The organism is Variovorax paradoxus EPS (assembly GCF_000184745.1).
Lineage (GTDB): Bacteria > Pseudomonadota > Gammaproteobacteria > Burkholderiales > Burkholderiaceae_C > Variovorax > Variovorax paradoxus_C.
On sequence record NC_014931.1, the window covers coordinates 6,501,526 to 6,526,804 of the forward strand.

The following is a 25,279-nucleotide window of genomic DNA, read 5'->3' on the forward strand; positions in this document are numbered from 1 at the left end:
CGACTGCCAAGACGACCAGCGACTTCCGCCCTCTCCCTGTCCTACTCCCTCTCCCTCTGGGAGAGGGGTGGGGTGAGGGCAGCGGCGATGAATCAAACGCAGTGGTCATGGTGGGGCCGAGCCCTCACCCTAACCCTCTCCCAGAGGGAGAGGGGACAAGAGAAGAGGGAGCGGGGCAGAGCTCTGCTTGGTCAATTGGCCACCACCTGGAAGCGCGCACCCGCCGAGCGCGAATACACGCGCCGGTCGTACATCGCTTCGCCGTACGCGGCCGGCACCACGAAGTCACCCACGTTGGTCGCGCGCGCCTTGTAGGTCACTTCGAGCAGGTTCTTGTCGACGGCACCGTAGAACACGACACGGTCTTCGCGGATGTCGGCGTACTGCACCTTCCACGAACCGCCGCCGCCCAGGCGCTTCTTCCAGATCGGCGCATCGGCATTGGCTTCCTCGTCGTCGCCCACGGCCTGCAGCACCGGCTCCAGGCCACCGGGCAGCAGGTCGACCAGCGCCACGTCGTTGAGCTGCGCGCGCTCCAGGCTGCGCACGCGCACCCGCACCGTGACCTCTTCGCCGAGCTTGGCCTTGGTGATCGGGTTGCCCTTGGCATCGAGCACTTCATGGAAGATCTCGAGGCCCTGGTTCACCGGCGTGGTGGGCACGTTGCGCTCGAAGCCCTGTTCGGCCCAGCTGTAGTACAGATTGAAGTCGCTGTCGTTCGACAGCTTGAGCTTCGCCGTGCCGGCCGGCACCGCGGCACGCGTGATCGGGTTCACCGAGCCAAGCGCCAGCGCCGCGACCTGCCCTTGCGCGTTGACGCTCTGCGCCGTCAGCTTGCCTTCGGCGTTCTGCGCCACCGCTTCGAAGTACGCATCGACCGCGAGCAGCATCGAGGCCGACGACAGACTGTTGTACCAACCGTCGCGCACCATCGCACCCATGCCTTCCCACACTTCCGGCTTCAGCGTCTTCAGGCGCGAAGGGAAGTGACGGCCCACCAGGTGCAGCGTCATGCTGTCGTGCACCAGCGGGTCGTAGTAGGCGCCCCAGACGTTGCGGCGCTGCTTCTTCTCGGTGCGCGCGAGCAGGTCGGACCACACCGGGTTCAGCAGCTCGTTGGCCACCTGCTCCTGCTTCACGAGCTGGTAGCTCGCGGCCAGGTACACGGCGCCGAGGTCGTCGCTCCAGCCTTGCGTCTGCTTGTTGCGCCAGGCTTCGCGCAGGTTGGCCAATGCGGCCGGCGCGATGATGCCCTGGCGTGTGAGCAGGTAGGCCGCCTGCGTGCGCTGGCGCCAGCCGTCCAGCGAGGTGTCGCCGCTGCCGAGCCAACCCTGCAGGTAGGTGTTGGCCTTCTGCAGCAGGTCTTGCGGCACGGGCAGCTTGTGGTCCTTGGCTTCGATGAGCAAGTGCACCGCATAGAGCGTCGCGAAGGGATCGGTGCCCGCGCCAGGCCACAGCGAGAAGCCGCCATCGGCCGTCTGCCGTGCGCGCAGTTGCACGAGGTAGCGCTCGAAGGTCTTGCGCGCCTCGGGCATCGGGCCCTGTTCCGGCGTGCGGCCGCGCGCCATTTCCTTCACCAGCTCGGGTCGACCCGACAGCAGCACGGCCGGGAAGGTCTGGCTCGTGATCTGCTCGGTGCAGCCGTGCGGGTAGACCTCCAGGTACTGCATGAGCCCGGTTGCGAAGGCCCACGGCGCAGCCGACACCGCGACATCGCTCTTGCGGAAGTTCGGATACAGGTCGGCCTTGCTGCTCAACTCGCCGGCGCGCTGGAAGCTGCCCGCCTGCACCATCGTGACGAACGGCGACGCAGGCCGCACGCTCACTTCGGTCGAGAGGCGCGCACTGAAGGTCTTGTGCGTGGAGGTGAACACCAGCGCCGACGAACCCAGCACCGCCTGCTCGCCCGGCTTGGCGCGCACGTTGAACTTGGTGCTGGCTTCGCCGCGCTCGTTGACCTTGAGCATCTGCGTCGCATCGCCCACCACTTCGAGCCCGCCCGAGGCGGTAAGCGTGAGCGCGATGGGCACGTCCTTGCCCGAACCCACGATGTTGTTCGCGAGGCCCACGCCCACTTCGACCGTGTCGCCGGGCGCCATTGCGAGCGGCGCGTTCGGCAGGATCACCATGTCGCCGCGCACCACGGTGCGGGTGCTCTTGGCGGCGGTGGTTTCGTCGTTCACCGCGACGGCCATCACGCGCAGGCTGCCGTTGAAGCTCTCGGGCACGGTGTAGCTGAACTCGCGGCTGCCGTTCACGTCGACCAGCCCTGACCAATAGGCCACCGGCTTGTCGCGCTTGCGCTTGAACGGATTCAGGTGCTTGCCGAGCTCGCCTTCGCCGTCGCCGCCGGGCGCTGCGCCCTGCATGAGCTTCTTGAACTCCGGCAGGATCAGGTCGAGGGTCTGCAAGGTGCCCACTTCGAGCGCGCGCTTCTGGAAGAAGTGCTTGAGCGGATCGGGCGTCTTGTAGCGCGCCACCTGCAGGATGCCTTCGTCCACCGCGAACAGCACGGCACGCGTGGGCTTGTCGCTGGTGAGCTTCATCTTCACCGTCTGGCCAGGCTTCACCAGTTCGCTGCTGGTGAGCTGCAGGTTGGCGGTGCGCTTGGCCAGGCTGGTGGCGAAGGGGATGACGCCGTACGACAGCGGGCTCATGTAGACCTCGTCCGAGGCCGGGTCGCGCACGAAGTGCACGTTGATGTAGCCGGTGCCTTCGAAGTCCTTGGGCAGCGTGATCTTCTGCACCGAGGCGGTCTTGTCGGTCTTGAACCACGCGTGGGCATAGACCTTGTCGCGCTCGATGGTGATGAGGCCCGCGCCCACATACGGCGCACGGATGCTCACCTCGATCTCCTGGCCCGGCTCGTAGTCCTTGCGGTCGAGCGTGAGCTGCAGTTCGGCGTTGCGGTCCAGCGAGCGCGAGACGTTCGCGTTGCCAGCGACGCTGTACTCGACCCGGTTCAGCTCCAGCCCGCCCGCATTGCGCACCACGTAGGCGAAGTTGCCGGGCGTGGCGGTGTTGAGCGCGATGGTGTTGCCCGCCGCGACGATGGCCAGCGGCTTCTCGTCGATCACGATTTCCTTCTTGCGCGATTCGTAGCGGTAGAGGCCGTTGTCCTGCTTCACGAGCACCGACAGCACCTTGCGCTCCACGCGCTCGATCTTCAGGTCGTCCACGGCCGTCTTCTTGGCCTGCGGGTCGATCGCGATCACGGTCGCGTTGCGCGCGGCGCCCTTGCTCACATAGCTGGTGTCGCCATCGACCTTCACGCCCACGAGGTACGGCATGTCGCTCACCAGCGTCTGGGCTTCCGCCGACACGCTGCGCCCGCCTTCGGGCTCGAATGCCTTGGCAAGCACGTGCACCTGGTAGGTGGCGGCGTCGAAGCGCGAGAGGCGCAGGTCGAACTCGGCCTTGCCCTCGGCGCTGGTCTGCACGCTGCCCAGGTCGTCGACCTGCTTCTCGGTGGCGCGCTGCGGATCGAAGAAAGCGTAGTCGGCAAACGCGCGGAACACCGGGAAAGCCGGGCTCAGCGTGAGCGTGCCTTCGACCTTGCGGTCGGGCGCGGGCGTGCCGAAGAGGTTCTGCACGTCGACGAGCGCCTTCAGGTCCTTGGGCTTGACCCAGCCTTCGGCGACTTCGCTGCTGAGCTTGGCGACGACCTTGGTGCGGTCGGGCAGGAACTCCTGCACCTTCACCGTGGTGCCGCCGATCAGCAGGCCCTCCACCTCGGGGTTGCCGGGCGACGACTCGCGCGGCAGGTAGAGGTTGACGGTGTAGTTGCCGGTGGGCGAGGTGTCCTGCGTGGTGTGGGCGATTTCCGCCGCGCCACCAGGGCCGAGCTTGAGCTTCTCGCGGCGCACGCTGAGGCCGCGCGCATCGATGATCTCGGCCTCGAGCGGCAGGTCGCGCAGCGACGTAGCCCAGTTGCCGGCCTTCACCATCATCGCGATGTGCATGGTGTCGCCCGGGCGGTAGATGCCGCGGTCGCTGAACACGTAGGCCGTCATCTGGTTTGGCACGCCGGCCGCGCGCAGGCCGCCGACGTCGAAGCGAGAGATGTCGAGCGTGCGGTCGGTGCGGTTGAAGGGCAGGAAGCTCAGGTCGCCGTCCTTGCGCACGACAAGCACCACCGGCGCCTTCTCGCGCTGGTAGCCCGCGAGGTTCGGCAGCTTGGCGGCGCCCGTTGCATCGGTGGATTGCGACGCGACGATCATGCCGTTGCGCCCCCACACCTCGACCAATGCGCCTGCCACCGGCTGGCCGTTGGCGATGCTCTGCACGAACACGTCGCGCGTGCCGTCGAGCGACTTCTTCGCGACGATGCCGAGATCCGTGACCAGCACCAGGCGCTGGTCCTTCTGGTCTTCGGGGTTGCCGCTTTCAGGATCGCCTTCGCCCTCGGACTGTTGCTCTTCCTGCTGTTCTTCCTCGGGCTGCGCCTGTGCAGCCTCACCCTCGCCCGCTTCCGGCTTCTTCTTGGCCTTGGGGTCGTAGCCCTGCACCTTGAGCAGGAACACGCCGCGGCGGTCGGCCACGTCGCTGCGCAGGTACTCGGCGAAGTCGACCGTCTCGTAATGCGCCTTGCCGGCGGGAATGCTGAGCGGAATCTCCTTCTGAAAGCGGTCCACGAGGTTGTCCGACTGCAGGCCACCGTAGAACTGCGGATGTGCGAAGTCGCCGTTGGTCTGCGTGACCAGATGCTGCAGTTGCTGCGGCAGCAGGCGGCCGATTTCCAGGCGGATGCCGGGCAGGTCGCGCACCAGGATCGGCAGCTTGCGTTCACCCGAAAGCGCGAGCAGCGAGCCCTGACTCATGATGGTGAGCTCGGGCGCGAAGGTCTTGAGCAATCGGATGTCCTGCCGCGCGGCGCCAAGCTGGTAGCCGCCCGGTGTCTTCAAGCCCTTGGCCACGCGCACCAAGAGGTAGCGGCCGCCCTCGGCTTGCGGAAGGCGGAAGCTGACCATCTCGGTCACTTCACGCTCGCTGGCGATGGGCTGCAAGGTGATCTTCTTCGCGCGGCGCAGCACGGCGTCGGTGACCTTCGCCGGATCGGCGGACCAATCGAACTTCTCGTCCGGGTCGCCCTTGGCTTCTTCCGTGACGGGCAAGAGCCAGGCCTGCACCACGCGCGCCATTTCGCGCTCGTGCACCGGCATCGATGCGGTGACGTGCATCACATGCTCCGGCTCGCCGTTCTCGCCGGTGACGATGGTCGGGTCGATGCTCGAGATGTCGAGGCTGAAGAGGCCGGGGATGTCGACCGCGCGCGAGATGTCGTTGCGCTGGGCCGGGCCGCCCTTCTGTGCAACGGCGCCGGCAGTGAGGCTCAGCACGACGGGGCGCGTCTTCTCGGGAATGGGCAGCGGCTCGGACTGCAAGGTGGCGGTGAGGCGCAGCTTGTCGTAGCTGACGGTGAACTTCTCGCTCGCGCACTTGCCCACGCTGAAGATCGAGGTGCCGCAGGCCTGGTCATAGGTCAGCACCAGGCGCTTTTCGAATTCGGCCGTGTTCACGGGGTGAGAGAAGCGCACCTGGAAGAGCGCACGCCGCACGTTGGCCTGCACCGGGTCTTGATAGAACTCCGCGCCCGCGATGCGCGCGTTGAATTCGGGCGAGGTGAACTCGTACTTGCGCTGTTCGATCTCGATGTGCGGCGCGAGGGCGTCTTTCCCAAGCTGCACTTTGTAGGGCTGGCCGACCGGCCAATCCTGCGTGGGCAGGAATTCGAGCTTCTTCTGGCTGCTCCACGTCCAGCGCCCGGCAATGGCGGGTTCGATGCTGACGCCGGCCGCCTCCTGGCCGATGCGCGCGATCGGCGCGACCGAGGCGGAGAAGTTGATGACGACCGGATTCGGCCCCTTGTCGTTTTCGATCTGCGTGCGCGGCGGCGGCACGATCTGCGCGGTGGAAACGACCGGCTCGACGCGGTCGGGCGTGAGGCCGTGCCACCACTTCATCACATGCGGGCTGGCGAACCAACCGGCGAGCACCAGAAGCGCCAGCACCAATACCCAAGCTAGTCGCTGCTGCAACCACTGCAGCCCGAGAAGAAGAAACGCCCCCACGATGCGCAGCCACCCCGGGGGTCGCCAGGAACCGACGATTCCGCGTGCCAGAGGACGCAGAAAACCGAGCGCACGGCTGAGGCCGGTGAAGAGCACGTCGCTCAGCGACGCGAGTTTTCGATTGGCAACTTGAAGCATGGAAGCTCCCCCGATGTTTTTGTTGGCGCCTGGCAGTCTCTTGCCGGCGTGTGAAACCACGGCGCTGTGTGTGAAGTCTGCGTGAAAACTGCACAGGGCCCGCGCACCGGCCCGGTTCCGATCAGAAAGAAAGAGCGGGCTTGTTCACCATCAGCCAGAACACGATGGCCATGGCGACGAAGGCCGGATAGCCGAGCCACTCCCAATAACGTTGATAACGCGCATACAGCGGCGGCAGCGGCGCGGCATCGCGATGCGCCTGCCCGGCCATCGCCGCCATGCGGATCTGCAGCCACACCACCGGCAACCAGCAGATGCCCGCGAACACGAAGAGCCCCAGCGACACCGAAAGCCATGGCGTCGAAAGCGGCCAGCCCGCCATGTGCGCCAGCGCGAAGCCGGTGGCCGGCTGCAGGATGACCGTGGGCGTGGTGAACCACCAGTCCGCGCGCACCACCAGCCGACTCACCACCGCCTGCGCCGGCACGCTGCCGCTGCGGTTGGCGAAGAACATGTAGAACGCCGACCCCAGCCCCGTGCCGACCATCAGCACGCTGGAGACGATGTGCAGCCACTTGAGGACGAGGTAGGTGTTCATGGCGTGGTGCGCCGGTGCAGGTACCAGAGCAGCGCGGCGATGGGCAGGTTCTTGAGCAATGGGCCGAGCGGGTGCAGCCACAGGCTGGGCTGCAGGAAGGTCGCAACGGCCGTCATGAACAGCATCAGGCCGAGGGCCGCGAGATAGCTGGCGCGACCGGGCCGCAGCCAGAGCGCGAGGCCGATGGCGAGGTCCGCAGCCGCGCCGCCAACGATCAGCAACTGCACCAGCCACGGCGGCGATGCGATGCCGGCCTCGGCCAGCACCTCGCGGCTCTGGCCGTTCAGCTCGACGATGCTGGCGAAGGCGGTGAACAGCCAGACCGTGACGAGGCTCAGGCGCAGCAGGCAGTCGTCGTCGGCCGGGCGGGTCATAGGGCGGGTGACGTCTCGTCGATCACATCGGTCACCATGCCCCAACGTGCAAATTCGGGCTCGAATTCCGGCAGCGTGAGCAGACCGGCGCAGGCGTGTGCGCCGACAGGAAGTGCGTCGCCGCGTGCGAGCCGGCGGGCCAACAGGATCGCTGCCATGCACGGAATCTCGGGGCCATGGTTATCGTCGGCTGCGATATGCCAGGCGCGGCGCGCTGCGACACCTTGCGCATCGATGCCCTCGACCCGCACCACCATGCCGCCCAGCGCGGTGCCGAGCGCATCGAACACGCCTCCCGTCGAATGCAACAACGGCGCAAGCTTCTGCGGCGCACGCAGCAGGCCCACGCGGTGCATGAACGCCATGAAGGCGAAGGCCTGCTGCGCGATGCCCACTTCGAGCGCCGCGCGGAACATGACCGACTGCACGCCGGCATAGCGCGCCGGAAAGAGTTCGAGATCGGGGATGTCGCACAGCGCGCCCCGGCGCGGCCGCATGCGCGCGAACTGCACCTTCACCGGGTTCGCCCAGCCGGGCTGCTCGGTCCATCGGCCGTGCTGCCAGACACGGATCGGCTCGCCGCAGTAGGCGAGCACGCCCGCGAGCGTGGCCTCGCCGCGCGGTGCGCCTTGCGCGGGCGCGATGCAGATGTCGATGCTGCGGATGCCTTGCCAGCCCGCCGCGAGATGGTCGACCACCGCCGACGAGAGCGCCGGCACGGTGCTGGCGCCTGCAACGGCAGTTCGGCCCGCACCGCGGAAGACAGCATCCATCGCGGCGGGAAAGTCGCAGACGAAACGGCGGCCATCGGCCAGGTCGATGTAGTGCGCGCCAGCCGCCGCCACGGCCTGCGGCACGCGATAGTCCTGGTTCTGGAACGGGCCTGCGGTGTGGATGACGAGATCGACACCCAGGTACCCCAAACCTTGCGCGAGATCTGGCGACTGTGCATCGACACGAACGCCGCGCCCCCCGCCGCCCAGCAATTGCGCAAACGTCGTCGCCCGCTCCAGGTCGCGTCCGCCGACCAGCAGCTCGATGCCCGCATCCGCAGCCAGCGCGCGGCAGATGCGCGCGCCGAAATTGCCGTAGCCACCGAGCACCAGCGTCTTCATGCGAGGCTCGCCCCCGCGACGTGCCCGCGCGTGAATGCTTCTTCAAAGATCGAGTAGCCCGACCAGTCCGCATGCGCGAACGACAGGCGCCCCGCAATGACGCTGCCGCGGTGCGCATCGTCCGGCGCCGTGCGCTGCGAGCCGATCTGCGCCATCAACCCGGGCCGCGGGATCGACATGGCGTGGCCGTAGCGCGTGATCTCGATGCGCGTGGCGAGCGCGGGCAAGTCTGGGTGCGGCACCGACAGCTCGGCGAGCAGGTCGTCGCGCCAGCCGGTCCAGGGGCGTTCCAGCAGCAGCTTGCGGCCGTCGGCGGTGTCGTAGCTGCTCGGACCCAGCGGGCGGTACCAGCTCAACACGGTGCCGCGCGGCGTGGGGTCGAGCGTCTGGTGACGCGCATCGACATAGCCGAGTCCGCGCGTGCCGTAGATCACGTTGTCCCAGCTCGGCGCGGCGCCCATGCGGTCGGCCAACGGGCCGCGCAGGTGCACGTTCGCCACCAGCCACGGTGCGTAGCGCACATGCGCGGCGGCGTGCTTCAGCACATCGGGCGCGTTCTCGACCACACGCGCGGCGATGAACACCGGCAGCGCGACGATGCAGCGCTCGGCTTGCCAGCGCACCAGCGATTTGGATGCGGCATCCCACGCATCGACCTCGACGCCGCCGCGCAACTCGGCGATGCGCGTGACGACCTGCCCGGTGCGCAGGCGCTCGCCGAGCGGTGCAGCCAGTTGCTTGGTAAGCCAGCCGTTGCCTTCGGGCCAGGTGAGCACGCCGTCGCGCTCGGGGTTCGCATCGTTGGCGCTGCCACTCGGATCGCCGGGCGCATGGAAGCCGTGCCGGCTCGCGAAGTAATGGATGCCGGCCCAGGCCGACACCTGTTCGATGCCCGCGCCGTAGTCGTCGCGGCAGCAGTAGTCGAGGTACCAGCGCAACTGCACGTCGCTGAAACCTTCGCTGTCGAGCCAGCGCGAAAAGGCGATGGCGTCGAGCGCCAGCAGTTCAGGCGTGACCGCCACCTTGAGCGTCGGAATGGCGAAGTGCGCCGCGTGCTGCAGCGCGTCGATGCGCTGCGCGAACTTGCGGTACTGCGCCAGGGTGTCGACGCTCGCGCCGTGCACGGGCAGCAGGCCGTCCTGCCATTCGCCGTGGAAGAACAGGCGCTCCTGCGGGCTGTGGCAAAGGGTGCGCTCGTCGTATTCCCAGCGGCCCGCCACGCGGCGGCGAAGGCCCAGTTCCTCCAGCAGGTCCTGCACCTCGCGCGCGTCGTCGCCGGGCACCGGCAGGTAGTGCGCGCCCAGCGGACAGGCGATGCCGTTGACCATGCCGCCGCGCGCGTTGCCGCCGGCACTGTCTTCGAGTTCGAGCACAGTGAAGTCTTCGATGCCCGCGAGCCGCAAGGCACGCGCGGCGGCAAGACCCGCGACACCGCCACCGGCGATCACCACCTGCGTCCGCTTCACGGTCGCGGGCGCCTGGCTCTTGAGTACGCCATCGCGCATGGCATGGCCGCGTGTGACGTCGATGCCGGTGAAGCCGCCTTCGATGGGCGGCGGCACCTCGCATCCGGCCAGCGCCAGGGCGCCCGCCGCACCTGCCACGCCGAGAAAGTCGCGCCGTTGCATGACAGGGCTAGTGCGCCATGACCTTGCCCCACTCTTGCTCATAGGTGGTGACCAAGGTTTGGTTCGACAGGCGATTCACCTCGGCCGGCACGCGCGCCATGTCGAGCGGAAAGTCGAACATCAGCGGCAGCGTCGAAGGCGAGAGGAAGCGCAGCCCCGCAGGCAGTGCATCGGGCATCCGATACGGCCGGCGGCTCGCGATGATGTAGCCCCATTCGCCGAAGCTGGGCACATGCGCGTGATAGGGCGTCGCGCGCAGGCCGACCGATTCGATGGTGGTCGCCACGGTCCAGTAGCTCTTGCGCGCCACCAGCGGCGAAGTGGTCTGGACCACCGCGTAGCCGCTGGCCGACAGTCGCTTTTCGAGCAGCGAATAAAAACTGTTGGTGTAGAGCTTGCCGATCGCGAAGTTGGTCGGATCGGGAAAGTCGACCACGATCACGTCGAACATGTCGCCGGGTTGCTGCAGCCACTGGAAGGCATCGGTATTGACGATCTTCACCTTGGGCGACGACAGCGAATGACCGTTGAGCGCGGCCAGCGTTTCGTGCTCGGTGAAGAGCTTCGTCATGTTCGGATCGAGCTCCACGAGAGTGACCGATTCGACCGAGGGGTACTTGAGTATTTCGCGCACCGCCATGCCGTCGCCGCCGCCGAGCACAGCGACTTTCTTGGGCGCGCCCTGCGCAGCCATCACCGGATGCACGAGCGCCTCGTGATAGCGGTACTCGTCGCGCTCGGCGAACTGCAGGTTGCCGTTCAGGAACAGGCGATGCCCGAGCTGCCCGCGCGTGACCACGATGCGCTGGTAGGGCGAGGTGGCGCTGAAGACGATGCGGTCCTGATAGAACTTGTCCTCGGCCAGCGTGGTGATGTGGTCGGCCCAGACGAAAGCTGCCAGCAGCGCAGCCAGCGAGAGAAAGCAGGCCATCGCGTGCGCGCCGAGGCGCCGCAGCTCATGGCGAAAGAGCCAGAGCGCCCACACCGCCACCGCGGCGTTCATGAAGCCGAACAGCAATCCGGTGCGGATCATGCCGAGCTGCGGCACGAGGATCAGCGGAAACGCCACCGACACCGCGAGTGCGCCGAGGTAGTCGAAGGTCAGCACCTGCGACACCAGGTCCTTGAGCACGATGTTGCGCTTCAAAATGCGCATGACCAACGGGATCTCGAGCCCGACCAGCGTGCCGACGACCATCACGAGGCCATAGAGCAGCAGGCGGAATGCGCCCGGCACGTAGGCGTTGGCCAGGAACAGGATCGCCGGCAGCGCGCCGCCGATCAGCGCCACCAGCAGTTCGATGCGAAGGAAGTGCGCCGGCAGCTGGCGGTCGAAATAGCGCGAGAGCCACGAGCCCACGCCCATCGCGAACAGGTAGGTGCCGATGATGGTGCTGAACTGCAGCACCGAGTCGCCGAGCAGGTAGGAGCTCAGCGCCGCCGCGCTCAGTTCGTAGACCAGCCCGCAGGCCGCGACCACGAACACACTGGCGAGCAGGGCGATCTCGACGGGCTGCGGCCCGCGCGCATCGGCTGGGCGCGCGGACAGTGCCGCCTCTTCGTTCAATGGATTGCTGCGGCGACGATGATGCAGATGCCGAGGCTCATCGCTGCGACCACGAGGCCCAGCGCCACGTTCTGCTTCTCGACGATCTCGCCCCACAGGTCATAGGGCGTGATCTTGTCGATGATGAGAAAGCACAGCCAGAAGATGATCACGCCGATGAGCGCGTACACGAGCGATCCGAGGACCACGCCCGGTTTCAGCCATTCAAATCCCATGGGGACCTCCAGTCGTAGTAATAAGAGACATCACGCGAAACTTCGTCATTTGTGGCCGCCGCCGCTCGAGGAGCCGCCATACGAGCCGCCCGAGCTGCGGTAACCGCTCGAGGAGCCACCGCGGCCGCTGCAGGTGCTCAGGATGATCAAGAGGATGATGATCACCACGATGATCAGGATGATCGTGCCGCAGCCCATGCCCGAGGCGGCGCTCACCGGCAGCGCGTCGCCGCGCTTGAACATGTCCTTCTTCGCGTCGAGCTTGAACGCGGTCGCGACCACGCCGCTGTCCAGCTTGATGCCCGACGACCAGGTGAGCTCGTTGGCCGAGCGCTCCATCGACAGCAGCGCGGGGCCGCTGGCGAAGTCGCGGTTGAAGGTTTTTTGCCCGCGCTCGACCTGCCAGTAGAACTCGCCCGCCACGTAGGTGGTCTCGGCGTTGTAGGCGTACTGCTGCTGGTAGCTCTTGCTGAGGTAGGTGGCGGTGCTGCCGTTCTCGGCCATCACCGGCGCGCCGGTGGTCGGCTTGACCATGCTCCAGCCGTCTTCGGCATCCACCAGGAAACTGAAGCCGCGCTTCTTGTTGTAGAGCAGGTACTCATCCCAACCGAAGTACTCGTCGTCGCCGGGCTCCACGCCCATGCGGTGCTGGAAGCCCACCACCTGCCACTGCGCACCCTGCAGCTGGCCCATGGTGCCGAGCGCGATGAGCGGACGCACCGGCTCGTCCTGAGCCGCATGCTTGAGCTCGCCGCCGATGCCCTGCGACAGATCGATGATGCTGTTGCACGAGCGGCAGGTGATGCTCTTGCTGCCCTCCAGGCTGACGGTGACCGGCGAGCCGCAGTTGGGGCAGTTGAAGCTGCGGCCCTTTTCGTCCTTGGCCGATTCCTCGCGCAGGCCGGAGAGCTGCAGGTCTTCGAGCTGCACCGAGCGGCCGAGGTACGCGCTGGGCCTGGCGGTGCCGTAGTCGATGCTGAGCACCAGCCCCTTGTCGTTGCGCAGCTCGACCATCGCGAACGGCCGGCCGAGATCGGGCAGGTGCGGCAGCTCGCCTTGTGCGGAAGTCAGCGCGACCTGCTCGTTCGAGGTGACGGTGTAGCTCTGGCCCGCGAACGCGCTGGTGGCGCCCACGCGCAGGTCGACCGGTGGCGGCGCGGTGCGCTGCAGGTCGAAGGGCAGCGCGAAGACGTAGGCGCCGTTGTCCTCGCTGAGGATCGCGGTGCGTTCGTCGTCGAGCGCGGCGATCCATTCGGTCCAGCGGCCGCCGGGGTAGGTGTATTGCAGCCGGCCGATCAGCGTGAAGGGCTTGTCCTGGATGCGGCCGGTGGCAAAGAGCTGCAGCGGGCTGAAGTCGTCGAAGAGCTCGGCCATCTTGCCGGTGCGCGCGAGCGTCTCGCCCTGGCGCACGACGGTGCTCTGGCAGTAGGGGCAGACCGCGTGCGTCGATTGCGCCGAGCGGAATTCGACCGGTGCGCCGCAGCCGGGGCAGGGCGCGCGGTAGTAGCGTTGGTTGCCGGTTTCCTCAGCCATGGCAAACCACGGCAACAGCGGCAGATGCAGCTATGGGACATGCCGTGGAACCGGCTTTGCCGGACCACAGGCATTGCCCCCTGCAAGGGGGGAGGAGAAACGACACGGAGTGCGCGAAGCCTGGGGGTTAGACCAGCTTCTTGAGCAGTTCGGCCTTCTTGGCGTCGAACTCTTCCTGCGTGAGGATGCCCTTGGTCTTGAGCTCGCCGAGCTTCTCGAGCGTGGTCATCACGTCGACGGGGCTCACCACGGCCACGGCGGGCTGCTGCTGCGTTGCCGCGGCCTGGGCGGCCGCGTTCGGGCTCAGGCCCTGCGCGAGGTTCTGTGCCAGCACCTGGCCGAGCGCCACGCCGGCACCGAGGCCCATTGCGTCGCCAGCGATGCCGCCACCGCCCGCCGCACCTTCGGCGAATTTCGGAATCGCCTGCGCCGTCTGGTACTGCATGAACTTGCCCATGTCGTTGCCGACCATGCCCATGCCGATCTTCTGGTCGAGGATCTTCTGCAGCTCTTCGGGCAGCGAGACGTTCTGCACCGTGATGTTCTCGAGCTTGATGCCGATCTTCTCGAACTCGGGCACGAGCTGCGCGGCGAGCGCCTGCGCAAACTGGATCTGGTTGGCCGCGAGGTCGAGGAACGGAACGCCGCTCGAAGCGATGGCGTTGCTGATGTTCTGCAGCACCAGGCCACGCAGCTGGCCGTCGAGATCGGCCACGCTGTAGATGTCGCGCGTGCCCGAAATTTCGGTGTGGAACAGCTTGGCATCGCCGATGCGGAAGCTGTAATTGCCGAAGGCCCGCAGGCGCACGGCGCCGAAGTCCTTGTCGCGAATCGTGATCGGCTGGGGCGTGCCCCACTTCTGGTCGACCTGCTGGCGCGTGCTGAAGAAGTAGACGTCGCTCTTGAAGGGGGACTCGAAGAGCTTGTCCCAGTTCTTCAAGTACGTGAGCACGGGCAGCGTCTGCGTCGTGAGCTTGTACATGCCGGGGCCGAACACGTCGGCCACCTTGCCTTCGTTGACGAACACTGCCACCTGGGATTCGCGAACGGTGAGCGAGGCGCCGTTCTGGATTTCCATCTCGGCCATCGGGAAGCGCCAGGCCAGCGTGCCATCGCCGGTCTCGGTCCACTGGATGATGTCGATGAACTGTTTCTTGATGAAATCCATCAGGGCCATGGTTGCTCCTCGTCTTCAGGTGTTTTGTCCGGACCGAGCATATTGCCACATCGTCTTGACAAAGCCCCGTGCTTTTGGTCATGCCGCGCCCTGGCCATGCGGCGTATGGCCCGCACGACCGAGGTCTACAATCGGCGCCCCCAGAAGAAGCGCCACCAGGAGCTACGGCACATGTCAGATTCGACCCCCTCGACCTCATCGACTCCCACGCCCGAAGACAAGCGCGCAGAACTGCGCCGTGCCGCCCTCGAGTACCACGAGTTTCCCGTTCCCGGCAAGATCGCCATCGCGGCGACCAAGCAGATGGTCAACCAGCGCGACCTGTCGCTGGCCTACTCGCCCGGCGTGGCCGCGCCCTGCGAGGAAATCGTCAAGGACCCGGCCAACGCATTCAAGTACACCTCGCGCGGCAATCTGGTGGGCGTCATCAGCAACGGCACCGCGGTGCTCGGCCTCGGCGACATCGGTCCGCTGGCCTCCAAGCCGGTGATGGAAGGCAAGGGCGTTCTCTTCAAGAAATTCGCGGGCGTCGATGTGTTCGACATCGAGATCGACGAGAAAGACCCGGTCAAGCTGGTCGAGATCATCGCCGCGCTGGAGCCGACCTTCGGCGCCATCAACCTGGAAGACATCAAGGCCCCGGACTGCTTCTACGTCGAGCGCGAACTGCGCAAGCGCATGAAGATCCCGGTGTTCCACGACGACCAGCACGGCACGGCCATCACGGTGGCGGCCGCCATGCTCAACGGCCTGAAGGTGGCGGGCAAGAACATCGCCGAGGTCAAGCTGGTCACCTCGGGCGCGGGCGCCGCGGCGCTGGCCTGCCTGAACCTGCTGCTCAAGGTGGGCCTCAAACGCGAGAACGTGTTCGTCACCGACCTGGCTGGCGTGGTCTACGAAGGCCGCGAAGAGCTGATGGACGACGACAAGCGCCAGTACATGCAGAAGACCGACATGCGCAAGCTGGCGGAAGTGATCGCCGGCGCCGACGTTTTCCTCGGCCTCTCGGCCGGCGGCGTGCTCAAGCCCGAGATGGTCGCCAAGATGGCGCCGCGCCCCGTGATCTTCGCGCTGGCCAACCCCAACCCCGAGATCAACCCCGAAGACGCCCGCGCGGTTCGCGACGATGTGATCATGGCCACGGGCCGCACCGATTACCCGAACCAGGTCAACAACGTCCTGTGCTTCCCGTACATCTTCCGCGGCGCGCTCGACTCGGGCGCGACCACGATCACCGACGAGATGGAAATCGCCGCGGTGCACGCCATCGCCGACCTGGCGCAGGCCGAGCAGAGCGAGCGCGTGGCTGCCGCCTACGTCGGTGAAAAGCTGTCCTTCGGCCCCGAATACCTGATTCCGAAGCCCTTCGATCCGCGTCTGATGATGAAGATCGCGCCGGCGGTGGCCAAGGCGGCCGAGGAAAGCGGCGTGGCGCTGCGTCCGATCAAGGACATGGATGCCTACCGCGACAAGCTGCAGAACTTCGTCTATGCCTCGGGCACGACGATGAAGCCGATCTTCGAAGCGGCCCGCCGCGCCTCGAAGAAACGCGTGGCGTACTGCGAAGGCGAGGAAGAACGCGTGCTGCGCGCCGCGCAGATCGTGGTCGACGAGGGCATCGCCCGCCCGACGCTGATCGGCCGTCCGGCCATCATCGCCCAGCGCATCGAGAAGTTCGGCCTGCGCCTGAAGGAAGAGCTCGACTACGACATCGTCAACGTCGAGCAGGACCACCGCTACCGCGACTTCTGGCAGACCTACCACCGCATGACCGAGCGCAAGGGTCAGACGGTGCAGACCGCCAAGATCGAGATGCGCCGCCGCCTCACGCTGATCGGCGCGATGCTGCTGCACAAGGACGAGGTCGACGGCATGATCTGCGGCACCTGGGGCACCACGCTGATCCACCTGCACTACATCGACCAGGTGATCGGCAAGCGCCCCGGCGGCTGCGAGAGCACCCCGCAGGACGTGCCGGTGTACGCCTGCATGAACGGCCTGCTGCTGCCCGACCGCCAGGTGTTCCTGGTCGACACGCACGTCAACTACGACCCCTCGCCCGAGGAACTGGCCGAGATCACGACGATGGCGGCCGAGGAAATGATGCGTTTCGGCCTGAAGCCGAAGGCAGCGCTGCTGTCGCATTCGAACTTCGGCACCAGCAACGAACCGAGCGCCATCAAGATGCGCAAGACGCTCGACCTCTTGCGCGTGCAGGCGCCCTGGCTCGAAGTGGACGGCGAAATGCACGGCGATGTGGCCCTGGACAGCAAGCAGCGCGCGGTCGTCATGCCACACAGCGCGCTGGCCGGTGACGCCAATCTGTTGGTTTTTCCGAACATCGACGCAGCCAATATTTCGTACAACCTGCTCAAGACAGCGGCGGGCGGCAACATCGCGATCGGGCCGGTGCTGCTCGGCGCGGCCAAACCTGTGCACATTCTCACGGCCAGCGCGACCGTTCGCCGCATCGTGAACATGACAGCCTTGACAGTGGCTGACGCAAACGCCGAGAGATAGGCTATTTGGCGAGAGTGGTCGCCAACTTAAGGCGCCGGTTTCGCCCCTTGCGACTGCTCAAACTTTGGGCAGTCGCTTGCTATTTCGGCCAGCGTGGTGCACACTCGCGGGCTTGAATTTGCGGGTTAACCCCAAGGTTGAGCGCAATTCGAAACCCCCCGCTCTTTTCTCCTGTGGTGTCCCATGGCGGCTTACGCCTCGATCACGTCCTCTACCTCAAAGTTTGCGCTCACCAGCCTGATGCTGTTGGCGTTGACGACCGGGGCCGAGGCCCGCGGATGGTTCGGCGCAGGAAAAACGTCCGCTGAGGAATCGATTGCACTGACCGATCTCCCGGTCCAGGGCCAGCGAACCTATCAGGCCATCTTGAACGGTGGCCCCTTCCGGTACGAAAAGGACGGCACTGTATTTGGCAACCGCGAGCGTCTCCTGCCGTCGGCACGGCGCGGCCACTACCGCGAGTACACGGTGACGACACCGGGTTCTCGCAACCGGGGTGCCCAGCGAATCGTCTGCGGTGGCGAGCAGCGCACGACGCCCGAGGCCTGCTGGTACACGGCAGACCACTATGCAAGTTTCAGACGGATTGCGCCATGAGCGATGAAAACGACCTGAGCGGCGCCCCGAAGCGCCCCGAAGAAATGATGATGACTATGGAAAGACCAGCGGAGATGACCTTATCCCTTCGTGCCGTACGCCCGAACATCGTGCAATCGATCCGCGCGTTCCGCGTGAACGACCTGCAGGACGCCGCCAACGCGGCCGGCCAGCACTTCCTGTACGCCAACCTGGGCAACGCCCAGACCAAGCAGGACGTGCTCGACCTGATCGCCCAGCAGTTCACCTTCCCGGCGCACTTCGGCAAGAACTTCGACGCGCTGTACGACTGCATGACCGACCCGTTGCATAAATCGGGCCCGCAGCCCGGTTTTGTCATCGTGCTCGAACAGATCCCGGCCAACGCCAAGTTCGACAAGGAAGCGCGCGAGCAGCTGCTCGACATCTTCCGGGACGCTTCGGATTACTGGGGCGACCGCAAGGTGCCCTTCCGGTGCTTCTATTCTTTTCTGTAGCCCGTTCTGCATCTACCAGCCAAGCAGAACGGGCGAACGAGGCTCAGCCGAACGCTGAAACCCTCGATGGCATCGAAGTGAATCCCAACGCAGCAGCGGCCGCCGCCAGCACCGAGCCGGCCGGCGAAAAAATGCCGACCGACAAACTGGTCGACGTGTCGCCCCTGGCGCTGCGCATGAGCAGCCCCTTCAACGCGGGGTACTGGTTGGCCGCCGCTTAACCGCAGCCTTCGGCTCCAACGAAAAAGCCCGTCGTCGACGGGCTTTTTTCATGGGGGAACGGCTTGGGCCAATGCGACGTATTCGGCCACCGGCACCTCCTCGGCGCGGCGCTGGGGATCGAACTCCCCTTCGAAGCCGTGTGTCTCCAGCCATTTGCCCAGCGTGTGGCGCAGTATCTTGCGGCGCTGACTGAAGGCCACCTGCACGATCTCGCCAAGCCGCGCGGCATCGACCACCGGCGGCTGCGCCAGCGGCACCATCCGCACCACGGCGCTGTCCACGCGGGGCGGCGGATCGAAGCTCTCGGGCGGCACGAACAACACGTTCTGCATGTCGTAGCGCCACTGCAGCATCACGCTCAGGCGGCTGTAGTCCGAGGTGGCGGGCCTGGCCACCATGCGGTCGATCACTTCTTTTTGCAGCATGAAGTGCTGATCGGTGATCAGGTGGGCAAAGCCCAGCAGGTGGAACAGGATCGGCGTGGAGATGTTGTAGGGCAGGTTGCCCACCACGCGCAGCGGCTTCGGTGCGGCCTTGGCCGCGAGCTCGGCGAAGTCCACCTTCAGCACATCGGACTCGATGACCTCCAGTTGCGGATGCTCACGCAGCCGCTTGGCCAGGTCGCGGTCGAGCTCGATGACCGTCAGGCGCCCGAGCCGCTCGACCAGCGGCTGCGTCAGCGCCGCGAGCCCCGGGCCGATCTCGACCATCGCATCGCCGGGCTGCGGCGCGATCTCATGCACGATCGCATCGATGATCCCGCCGTCGGACAGGAAGTGCTGCCCGAACCGCTTCCTGGCGATGTGTGCCATGGATCAGGACTGCGGCGGGTCGCGGTATTCGACGTAGGCGCGTGCACGCACTTCCTGCACCCACGTGGTGAAGGCTTCCTCGATGCGCTGTTCGCGCAGCACGTTGCGCGCGGCTTCACGCTGCTCCGACTGGGTCAGCTTGGAGTCGCGGCGGCCGACCACCTGGATCAGGTGCACGCCGAAGCGCGACACGACCGGGTCGCTGATCTGGCCTGGCGACAGCCGGTCCATGGCTTCCTCGAACTCGGGCACGAACTGGCCGGGGCGCGACCAGCCGAGGTCGCCGCCTTCCTTGGCGCTGGCGTCCTGCGAGTTGTCGCGCGCAAGGCCGGCGAAATCAGCCGTGCCGGCCTGCACGCGGCGCTTGAATTCAGCGAGCTGCGCCACCGCCTGCGCCGTGGTGCGCTTGGGGTCGTTGAGCAGCAGGATGTGGCGCACCTGGGTCTGCGTCACGGTCGCGTCGAGCGAGCCGATCTGCGCCTTCGCCAGGACCTTGAGCACATGGAAACCGGCGCTGGAGCGCACCGGGCCGGCAATGCCGTTCACCGCCGTCGATTGCACGGCGTCGACGAACAACGGCGGGTAGCGGTCGGCGCTGCGCATGCCAATGGCGCCGCCGTTGGCGCGATCGGGCGAATCGGAGTTCTCGCGCACCAGCTTCTCGAAGTCCTCACCAGCGCGGGCGCGCTCGGCGAGCCCCTGGGCCTTCTTCTGCGCCGCGGCCACCTGGGCGTCGGTGGCGTTCTCGGGCAGGACGACGAGCACTTGCGCGAGGTTGAGGTTCTGCAGGGCTGCATTCTTGGTGTTCGAGTTGCGCTGGTCGCGCAGGTACTCGTCGGCCTCGCTGTCGCTGATCTTGACCTTCGACTCGACTTCGCGATCGCGCAGGCGCGTGAGCAGCAGCTGGTCGCGCAGGTCCTTGCGGAAGTCCGCCAGCGCAATGCCTTCGGCGGCCACGCGGCGGCGCAGCTCGACCAGGCTGATCTCGTTCTGGCGGGCCACGGTCTGCTCGGCCTGGTCGATCGCCACGTCGTCGACCTTGATGCCGTTTTCCTTGGCGAGCTGAAGCTGCGCGCGCTCGACGATCAGGCGCTCGAGCACCAGGCGCGTGAGCTCGCCGCGCGGCACGCGTTCGGCGTCGGGGTTCTCCTTGATGAGGCGCGTCACCCGCGACTGCACGTCGGTGTTGGTGATCGGCTCGGAGTTGACCAGCGCGACGATGAATTCAGCCGCTCGCTGCACGGGCGCCGCCGACGGCGAGGCGGGAGCGCGCTGCACCGGCGGGGGGCCGAGGCGCGGACCGGCGCGCATGATGTCCGTGATGCCGCTGCCAGAGCGGAAGCCCTGCGCACCCGACGTTGCAGCCATTGCCGCGAGGCAGCCCAGGGTGATGATGGAACGGATGTGTTTCATGGCGGTGCTCAATCAGTCGTCTCAGTCGTAATTGGTGAAGCGGCTCGGCGCCTCGCCAGGTTGGCGCAGGGGTTCGTAGCGCTGGATGTTCTGCCGCAGGGCCTGCATCGGGCTGGAGCCGATGCTGGAGAAGCCGACGAATTCGAGCTGGAACATGATGCGGGTGTTCGCCGTCACCTGGCCGGTGGTGATGCGCTGCAGCACCACGCGTCCGATCCAGCAGCAGCCGTCGTACTCGAAGCCGAGCACGCCGTCCGTGAGTTTCTTGTCCTGCAGGTCGTAGTTGAGACGGCCCACTGCATACCAGCGGCCACCGCCCTGGCCCTTGCCGGGGCCGAGGTTCTTGCCCTTGTCGCCCCACAGGTCGTTCAGCGGCCACTGCCAGCCCACGTCGATCGACTTGTTGCCGTCGTTGGTTGCCGTGGTGTTCGGGTTGGCCAGCAATGCGGCCTGGTAAGCCGCGCTCGGTGCCTGGTAGCGGAACGCCACGCTGAGGTTGTGGTACGGCTCGGGGTTGTAGCGCGCGCTGAGCGCCGCCCGGGTCGACTTGCGCGTGTCGGGGTTGTACTGCACGAGCGCGTCGGTGCTCCACTTCGGTGTCCAGTTGATCTGGCCGCCAACGAGGAAGTCGCTCGCCCGGTCGGTCACCGGCAAGCCGCCGGGCAACACGACCTTCTGGTCGGCAAAGCGCAGCCGCTGCGCAATGCCGATGCGCGCCGCCTCGACGCCGGTGGCGGGGTCGATCAGGCGCGAACTCACGCCCAGCGTGAGCGCGTTGGTGTCGGAGATGCGGTCGCCGCCCGAGAACGCGTTCTCGGTGTAGATGGTCGCAAAGCTGAAGTCGTTGGCGGCCGAGTCGTAGTTCGGCAGCATGCTCTGGTTGCGGTACGGCGTGTAGACGTAGTAGGCGCGCGGCTCCAGGGTCTGGCGGAAGGCACGGCCGAAGTAGCTGGCGTCACGCTCGAAGATCAGGCCGCTGTCCAGGCTGAAGGTCGGCACGGTGCGGTTGGAAGACGTGCCGAAGAAGTACAGCGAACTCGCGTTGTAGGGCATGCCGTTGACGTACTGCACGCCGTTGAGCGTGAGCTTCGGAATGTCCGTCTGCGGCAGGTAGTAGTTGTACGACGCCGTGTTCAGCTGCACCTTGGGAATGACGAACAAACTCGGCGTGATGAACGGTCGGCTGATCGCGAGGTTCGCCATGGCGCGGTCGCCATCGGGCTGCGACTGCTGCACCGCGTCGAAGCCGGGCTGGCCGCTCAGGATGGTGTTGACCCGAAAGCGCGTGTAGTCGAGGTTCAGCGCAACGTCGAAGCCGTGCCAGTCGTACTTGTTGTAGTTGGCCGTGATCTGCGGCATGCGGTCGTACGACGGCACGATCGGCGACAGGTTGTACTGCAGCGTCTGGTAGCGCAGCGTGCGGATCGCGCCGCTCCAGTCGTCCTTGCTCCAGTTGAGCGAGGCCTCGTTCGGCAGCTGACGCTGCGCCAGCGTCGGCGTGCGGGTGAAATCGCGCCAGTAATCGTTGTCGCTGACGCGGTTGATGTTGATGTTGGCCGACAGCGAATCCAGGCCGAGCGCCTTGGCGTCGAAGTCCTGGTGGTGGTTCGCCCAGATGCCCCAGCGCTTGGTGCTGCCGGGCGGCGCGGTCAGGTCTTTCGCCTGGATTTCTCCATTGGCCAGTTGCTGCAGCTGCGAGGCGCGCAGCTCGTTGTAGCGCTGGCCCACCAGGCGGTCGGCACCCATCAGGTCCAGGCGGATGCTGCCGCTGTAGTCCTTCTCCAGGTACCGGAACTCGGTGCCCAGGTTGAGGCCCCGCTTGCTCATGATCGTCGGCGTGATCGTGGCGTCGCGGTTGGGCGCGATGTTCCAGTAGTACGGCTGCGAGATCTCGATGCCGTTGGTGTTGTCCACGCCGATGGTCGGCGGCAAAAGGCCACTCTTGCGCGCGTTCGACAGCGGGAAGCTCACGCTCGGGATCGGCGGCGTGCTGATGCCCATGAAGCTCAGGCGCGCGTTGGTGGCCACGCCCTCGTTTTCTTCGGTGTCGGTGGTGATCGTGGCCGCGGTCAGCAGCCACGCCGGCATCCAGCCTGGAAAGTCTTCGCGGCGGCAGGTGGTGTAGGTGGCGCGCCGCGCGACCGAGATGTTGGCGTCGACGAAATCGATGCGCTCCGCATCGCCGTGGCCGCCATTGGCCAGGAAGCGATAGCGCACGTTGTTGAAGAAGCCCTCGAAGGTCTCGAGCTTGAGCTCCAGCTCGGGCCCTTCGTACACGTTGCCGGACTGGTTGACCCGCACGTTGCCCGTGGCCTTCATCTTGTCGTCGGGCTGGTAGTACTCGAGCCGGTCGGCGGTGATGGCGACCGGCCCGCGCCGCAGCGTCGCATTGCCTTCGACCACGGTCTCCAGGTCGGGGCGGCCGGACATCCGGTCGCCGGTGACGAGACTGGGCAACTGGCCGCGCTCGGTGGGCGGCACGATTTCGGTGAGCAGCGGGGTGCGCTTGAGCGTGAGCGGGCCATCAAGACTGCCAGCGGACTGCGCGAAGGCGCCGTGCGCCTGGAACAGCGCCAGCGACAGCATGGCCAGCTTGAGCGGCGGGCCGGCGCGTCGCAGGGCAACACGTCGGCTCATCAAGCCTCCCGCCAGGCCGTTCCGAGGAAAGCCCGCGGCTCCCCCGAGGAGAGCAGCGAGCGCACAAGGTGCCAAGCGTGAGGGCTTTGGGTCGTAGGCATCGGTTCGGAACGAAAGATCGTCGGGGAGACGGCGCGGCAGGCCGGCGGGTTGCAGGGGCCGGCAGCAACCTTTGCTCGATCGGTGGCCGACCGGAGGGGGTTGCCGCGCCAGGCGGATTTGTAGAATCGATTATCCATGACAGCACCCCCGCCCCCGGCCGCATTGGCCCCAAGTCCCGCCGAGACCATTCTCTGGACAGATCCGCAACGGGCCGAAGTGTTCCGGGCCTGGCTGACCGGCATCGCCGCCGCGCAGCATCTCCTGCCCGACACCGTGCGCCTCGCCTCGGCCGATGCGAGCTTTCGCCGCTACTTCCGCGTCGACACGAGCATCCCCGGCACTCCGACGCGCATCGTGATGGACGCCCCGCCGGACAAGGAGAACAGCGATCCTTTCGTGCAGGTGGCCAAGCTCATGGCCGAGGCCGGCGTCACCGCGCCGCAGGTGCTCGAATGGGACCGCCCGAACGGCTTCCTGCTGTTGGACGACCTGGGCCGCCAGACCATGCTGGACGTGATCGACCCGGCCCAGCCCGACGCCAGCCGCCCGCTCTACGACCAGGCCATCGATGCGCTGATCCGCTGGCAGCTGGCCTCCCAACCCGGCGTGCTGCCGCCCTACGACCGGGCATTGCTCGAGCGTGAACTGGCGCTCTTTCCCGAGTGGTACATCGGCCGCCACCGCGGCGTCGCCATCGAGGGCAAGCTGAAGGAGCGGCTCGAACGCAGCTTCAAGCTGATCGTGGAGAGCAACCTGGCCTCGCCGAGCGTCTACGTGCACCGCGACTTCATGCCGCGCAACTTGATGGTCGGCAACGGGTCCACATTGGGCGTGCTCGACTTCCAGGACGCCGTCTACGGCCCCATCACCTACGACATCGCCAGCCTGATGCGCGACGCCTTCCTCAGCTGGGACGAGGAGTTCGTGCTCGACATCACCGTGCGCTACTGGCAGGCAGCGCGCAAGGCCGGGCTGCCGGTCGACGAGGACTTCGGCGCCTTCTACCGCGCGGTCGAGTGGATGGGCCTGCAGCGCCACCTGAAGGTCGCCGGTATCTTTGCGCGCCTCACGCTGCGCGACGGCAAGCCCCGCTACCTGGCCGACACGCCGCGCTTCATCGCCTACATCCGCGCCACCGCCAGCCGCTACATGGAACTCACGCCGCTCGTGCGGGTGATCGACGAGGTCGAGGGCACCTCCCCGCTCACGGGCTTTGCCTACGGCCGGGTCTGAAGCGAAATCTACAAAAACCGCCTGGGATGCCCGCGCCACGGCTGCATCCCTTGCTTCTTATTTCATAGCATGCCCCGTTTCCACTGTTCCGTGCCGTTGAGCCCCGGCGCCGCTTTCGCGCTGCCGCCCGGTGCTGCGCGCCACGTGCAGGTGCTGCGGATGCAGCCCGGCGACGCGCTGACCCTGTTCGATGGCGCGGGCGGCGAGTACGAGGCCACGATCGAGCGCATGGGCCGCAGCGACGTCTCGGTGACGGTCGGTGTCCACCACCCGGTCGAGCGCGAGGCGACGCGCGCGGTGCACCTGGCCGTCGGCATGCCGGCCAACGAGCGCATGGACTGGCTGGTCGAGAAGGCCACGGAGCTGGGCGTCGCGAGCATCCAGCCGCTGGCCACGGCGCACGGCGTGCTGCGGCTTTCGGGAGAGCGCGCCGAGAAGAAACGGGCGCACTGGGAGGCGATTGCCATCGCGGCGTGCGAGCAATGCGGCCGCAATCGCGTGCCGGTGATTCATCCGGTTCGGTCGTTTTCGGGCAATTCGGGGTGGATCGACGCGCAGCAGGACGAGGGCGCTACGGCGCGCTTCGTGCTGAGCCTGGCAGAGGGCACGCAAGGCATTGAGGCAGCCTCTGCGGCACACGCCCCCGACAACCGCGATGTGCGCGTGCTGAGCGGCCCCGAAGGCGGTCTCAGCGCCGCCGAGGAGCAGGAAGCCATCGCGCGCGGCTTCGCGCCGGTCACGCTCGGGCTGCGCGTACTGCGCGCAGAAACCGCCGCGCTCGTGGCCCTGGTGTCGCTCGGCGGCGCCTGAGAAGGTGGGTGTTTTCCGCGACGCGCGCGCGGAAAGGCTGC

At 66.7% G+C, this 25,279-nt stretch carries 18 protein-coding genes; 6 read left to right on the top strand and 12 right to left on the bottom strand.

Annotated features, from left to right (window positions below; all coding sequences use genetic code 11):
* Window positions 1-191: 191 nt before the first annotated feature.
* From VARPA_RS29840 to VARPA_RS29880, 9 genes are all read right to left on the bottom strand, one after another.
* Window positions 192-6,209: an alpha-2-macroglobulin gene (locus VARPA_RS29840; RefSeq protein WP_013544326.1), complete on the bottom strand. Its 6,018-nt coding sequence runs from the start codon at window positions 6,207-6,209 to the stop codon at window positions 192-194.
* Window positions 6,210-6,330: 121 nt separating this feature from the next.
* On the bottom strand, window positions 6,331-6,807 hold the full coding sequence (locus VARPA_RS29845; protein ID WP_013544327.1) for a DUF2269 family protein: 477 nt from the start codon (window positions 6,805-6,807) through the stop codon (window positions 6,331-6,333).
* Window positions 6,804-7,181, bottom strand: a complete 378-nt coding sequence (locus VARPA_RS29850) for a DoxX-like family protein (protein ID WP_013544328.1) — start codon at window positions 7,179-7,181, stop codon at window positions 6,804-6,806. The genes VARPA_RS29845 and VARPA_RS29850 overlap by 4 nt, the downstream gene beginning before the upstream one ends.
* Window positions 7,178-8,296 carry a saccharopine dehydrogenase family protein gene (locus VARPA_RS29855; protein WP_013544329.1) on the bottom strand — a complete coding sequence of 373 codons (1,119 nt, stop codon included), beginning with the start codon at window positions 8,294-8,296 and terminating at the stop codon, window positions 7,178-7,180. Before VARPA_RS29855 ends, VARPA_RS29850 begins: the two co-directional genes overlap by 4 nt.
* Entirely contained in the window at window positions 8,293-9,924 is a 1,632-nt protein-coding gene (locus tag VARPA_RS29860; RefSeq protein WP_013544330.1) for an FAD-dependent oxidoreductase, read from the bottom strand. Before VARPA_RS29860 ends, VARPA_RS29855 begins: the two co-directional genes overlap by 4 nt.
* Window positions 9,925-9,931: 7 nt before the next feature.
* The gene (locus VARPA_RS29865) at window positions 9,932-11,473 is read right to left on the bottom strand and encodes a polyamine aminopropyltransferase (RefSeq protein ID WP_041944088.1); all 1,542 of its coding nucleotides are present in this window, start codon (window positions 11,471-11,473) and stop codon (window positions 9,932-9,934) included.
* 14 nt (window positions 11,474-11,487) lie between these two features.
* Window positions 11,488-11,706: a DUF350 domain-containing protein gene (locus tag VARPA_RS29870; protein ID WP_013544332.1), complete on the bottom strand. Its 219-nt coding sequence runs from the start codon at window positions 11,704-11,706 to the stop codon at window positions 11,488-11,490.
* A 45-nt stretch (window positions 11,707-11,751) separates the two neighbouring features.
* Window positions 11,752-13,239 carry a DUF4178 domain-containing protein gene (locus VARPA_RS29875; protein WP_013544333.1) on the bottom strand — a complete coding sequence of 496 codons (1,488 nt, stop codon included), beginning with the start codon at window positions 13,237-13,239 and terminating at the stop codon, window positions 11,752-11,754.
* A 127-nt stretch (window positions 13,240-13,366) separates the two neighbouring features.
* Window positions 13,367-14,416: an SPFH domain-containing protein gene (locus VARPA_RS29880; protein WP_013544334.1), complete on the bottom strand. Its 1,050-nt coding sequence runs from the start codon at window positions 14,414-14,416 to the stop codon at window positions 13,367-13,369.
* A 171-nt stretch (window positions 14,417-14,587) separates the two neighbouring features.
* Here VARPA_RS29880 and VARPA_RS29885 point away from each other — a divergent pair, with 171 nt between their 5' ends.
* From VARPA_RS29885 to VARPA_RS31815, 4 genes are all read left to right on the top strand, one after another.
* Window positions 14,588-16,936 (top strand): NADP-dependent malic enzyme, encoded by a 2,349-nt coding sequence (locus VARPA_RS29885; RefSeq protein WP_013544335.1) that lies wholly within the window; start codon window positions 14,588-14,590, stop codon window positions 16,934-16,936.
* A gap of 183 nt (window positions 16,937-17,119) precedes the next feature.
* Window positions 17,120-17,533, top strand: a complete 414-nt coding sequence (locus tag VARPA_RS29890; RefSeq protein WP_013544336.1) for a ribonuclease domain-containing protein — start codon at window positions 17,120-17,122, stop codon at window positions 17,531-17,533.
* A 50-nt stretch (window positions 17,534-17,583) separates the two neighbouring features.
* Entirely contained in the window at window positions 17,584-18,009 is a 426-nt protein-coding gene (locus VARPA_RS29895; RefSeq protein ID WP_086011111.1) for a barstar family protein, read from the top strand.
* 77 nt (window positions 18,010-18,086) lie between these two features.
* Complete coding sequence (locus tag VARPA_RS31815; protein WP_167330532.1) at window positions 18,087-18,230, top strand: hypothetical protein; 144 nt, start codon at window positions 18,087-18,089, stop codon at window positions 18,228-18,230.
* 48 nt (window positions 18,231-18,278) lie between these two features.
* Here the strand turns inward: VARPA_RS31815 and rsmA are convergent, their stop codons facing one another.
* The 3 genes from rsmA to VARPA_RS29910 are packed head-to-tail and all read right to left on the bottom strand — an operon-like array spanning window position 18,279 to window position 23,093.
* Window positions 18,279-19,043 carry a 16S rRNA (adenine(1518)-N(6)/adenine(1519)-N(6))-dimethyltransferase RsmA gene (gene rsmA / locus VARPA_RS29900; RefSeq protein WP_013544338.1) on the bottom strand — a complete coding sequence of 255 codons (765 nt, stop codon included), beginning with the start codon at window positions 19,041-19,043 and terminating at the stop codon, window positions 18,279-18,281.
* 3 nt (window positions 19,044-19,046) lie between these two features.
* Window positions 19,047-20,456: a peptidylprolyl isomerase gene (locus VARPA_RS29905; RefSeq protein ID WP_013544339.1), complete on the bottom strand. Its 1,410-nt coding sequence runs from the start codon at window positions 20,454-20,456 to the stop codon at window positions 19,047-19,049.
* Window positions 20,457-20,477: 21 nt separating this feature from the next.
* Entirely contained in the window at window positions 20,478-23,093 is a 2,616-nt protein-coding gene (locus VARPA_RS29910; RefSeq protein ID WP_013544340.1) for an LPS-assembly protein LptD, read from the bottom strand.
* A gap of 237 nt (window positions 23,094-23,330) precedes the next feature.
* On the opposite strand from VARPA_RS29910, the gene VARPA_RS29915 reads away from it, so the two are divergent.
* Both VARPA_RS29915 and VARPA_RS29920 read left to right on the top strand, forming a co-directional pair.
* Complete coding sequence (locus tag VARPA_RS29915; protein ID WP_013544341.1) at window positions 23,331-24,428, top strand: aminoglycoside phosphotransferase family protein; 1,098 nt, start codon at window positions 23,331-23,333, stop codon at window positions 24,426-24,428.
* A 69-nt stretch (window positions 24,429-24,497) separates the two neighbouring features.
* A complete protein-coding gene (locus VARPA_RS29920; RefSeq protein WP_013544342.1) occupies window positions 24,498-25,238 on the top strand; it encodes a 16S rRNA (uracil(1498)-N(3))-methyltransferase in 741 nt (246 codons plus the stop codon).
* Window positions 25,239-25,279: the final 41 nt, after the last annotated feature.

Bases quoted from the DNA above. Each gene is read 5' to 3' on its own strand.
- VARPA_RS29895 (WP_086011111.1), top strand. From the start codon at position 17,584: ATGACTATGGAAAGACCAGCGGAGATGACCTTATCCCTTCGTGCCGTA.
- VARPA_RS29910 (WP_013544340.1), bottom strand. From the start codon at position 23,093: ATGAGCCGACGTGTTGCCCTGCGACGCGCCGGCCCGCCGCTCAAGCTG.
- VARPA_RS29840 (WP_013544326.1), bottom strand. From the start codon at position 6,209: ATGCTTCAAGTTGCCAATCGAAAACTCGCGTCGCTGAGCGACGTGCTC.
- VARPA_RS29850 (WP_013544328.1), bottom strand. From the start codon at position 7,181: ATGACCCGCCCGGCCGACGACGACTGCCTGCTGCGCCTGAGCCTCGTC.
- VARPA_RS29915 (WP_013544341.1), top strand. From the start codon at position 23,331: ATGACAGCACCCCCGCCCCCGGCCGCATTGGCCCCAAGTCCCGCCGAG.
- VARPA_RS29880 (WP_013544334.1), bottom strand. From the start codon at position 14,416: ATGGCCCTGATGGATTTCATCAAGAAACAGTTCATCGACATCATCCAG.
- VARPA_RS29905 (WP_013544339.1), bottom strand. From the start codon at position 20,456: ATGAAACACATCCGTTCCATCATCACCCTGGGCTGCCTCGCGGCAATG.
- VARPA_RS29860 (WP_013544330.1), bottom strand. From the start codon at position 9,924: ATGCAACGGCGCGACTTTCTCGGCGTGGCAGGTGCGGCGGGCGCCCTG.
- VARPA_RS29920 (WP_013544342.1), top strand. From the start codon at position 24,498: ATGCCCCGTTTCCACTGTTCCGTGCCGTTGAGCCCCGGCGCCGCTTTC.
- VARPA_RS29845 (WP_013544327.1), bottom strand. From the start codon at position 6,807: ATGAACACCTACCTCGTCCTCAAGTGGCTGCACATCGTCTCCAGCGTG.
- VARPA_RS29885 (WP_013544335.1), top strand. From the start codon at position 14,588: ATGTCAGATTCGACCCCCTCGACCTCATCGACTCCCACGCCCGAAGAC.
- VARPA_RS29855 (WP_013544329.1), bottom strand. From the start codon at position 8,296: ATGAAGACGCTGGTGCTCGGTGGCTACGGCAATTTCGGCGCGCGCATC.
- VARPA_RS29875 (WP_013544333.1), bottom strand. From the start codon at position 13,239: ATGGCTGAGGAAACCGGCAACCAACGCTACTACCGCGCGCCCTGCCCC.
- rsmA (WP_013544338.1), bottom strand. From the start codon at position 19,043: ATGGCACACATCGCCAGGAAGCGGTTCGGGCAGCACTTCCTGTCCGAC.
- VARPA_RS29870 (WP_013544332.1), bottom strand. From the start codon at position 11,706: ATGGGATTTGAATGGCTGAAACCGGGCGTGGTCCTCGGATCGCTCGTG.
- VARPA_RS29890 (WP_013544336.1), top strand. From the start codon at position 17,120: ATGGCGGCTTACGCCTCGATCACGTCCTCTACCTCAAAGTTTGCGCTC.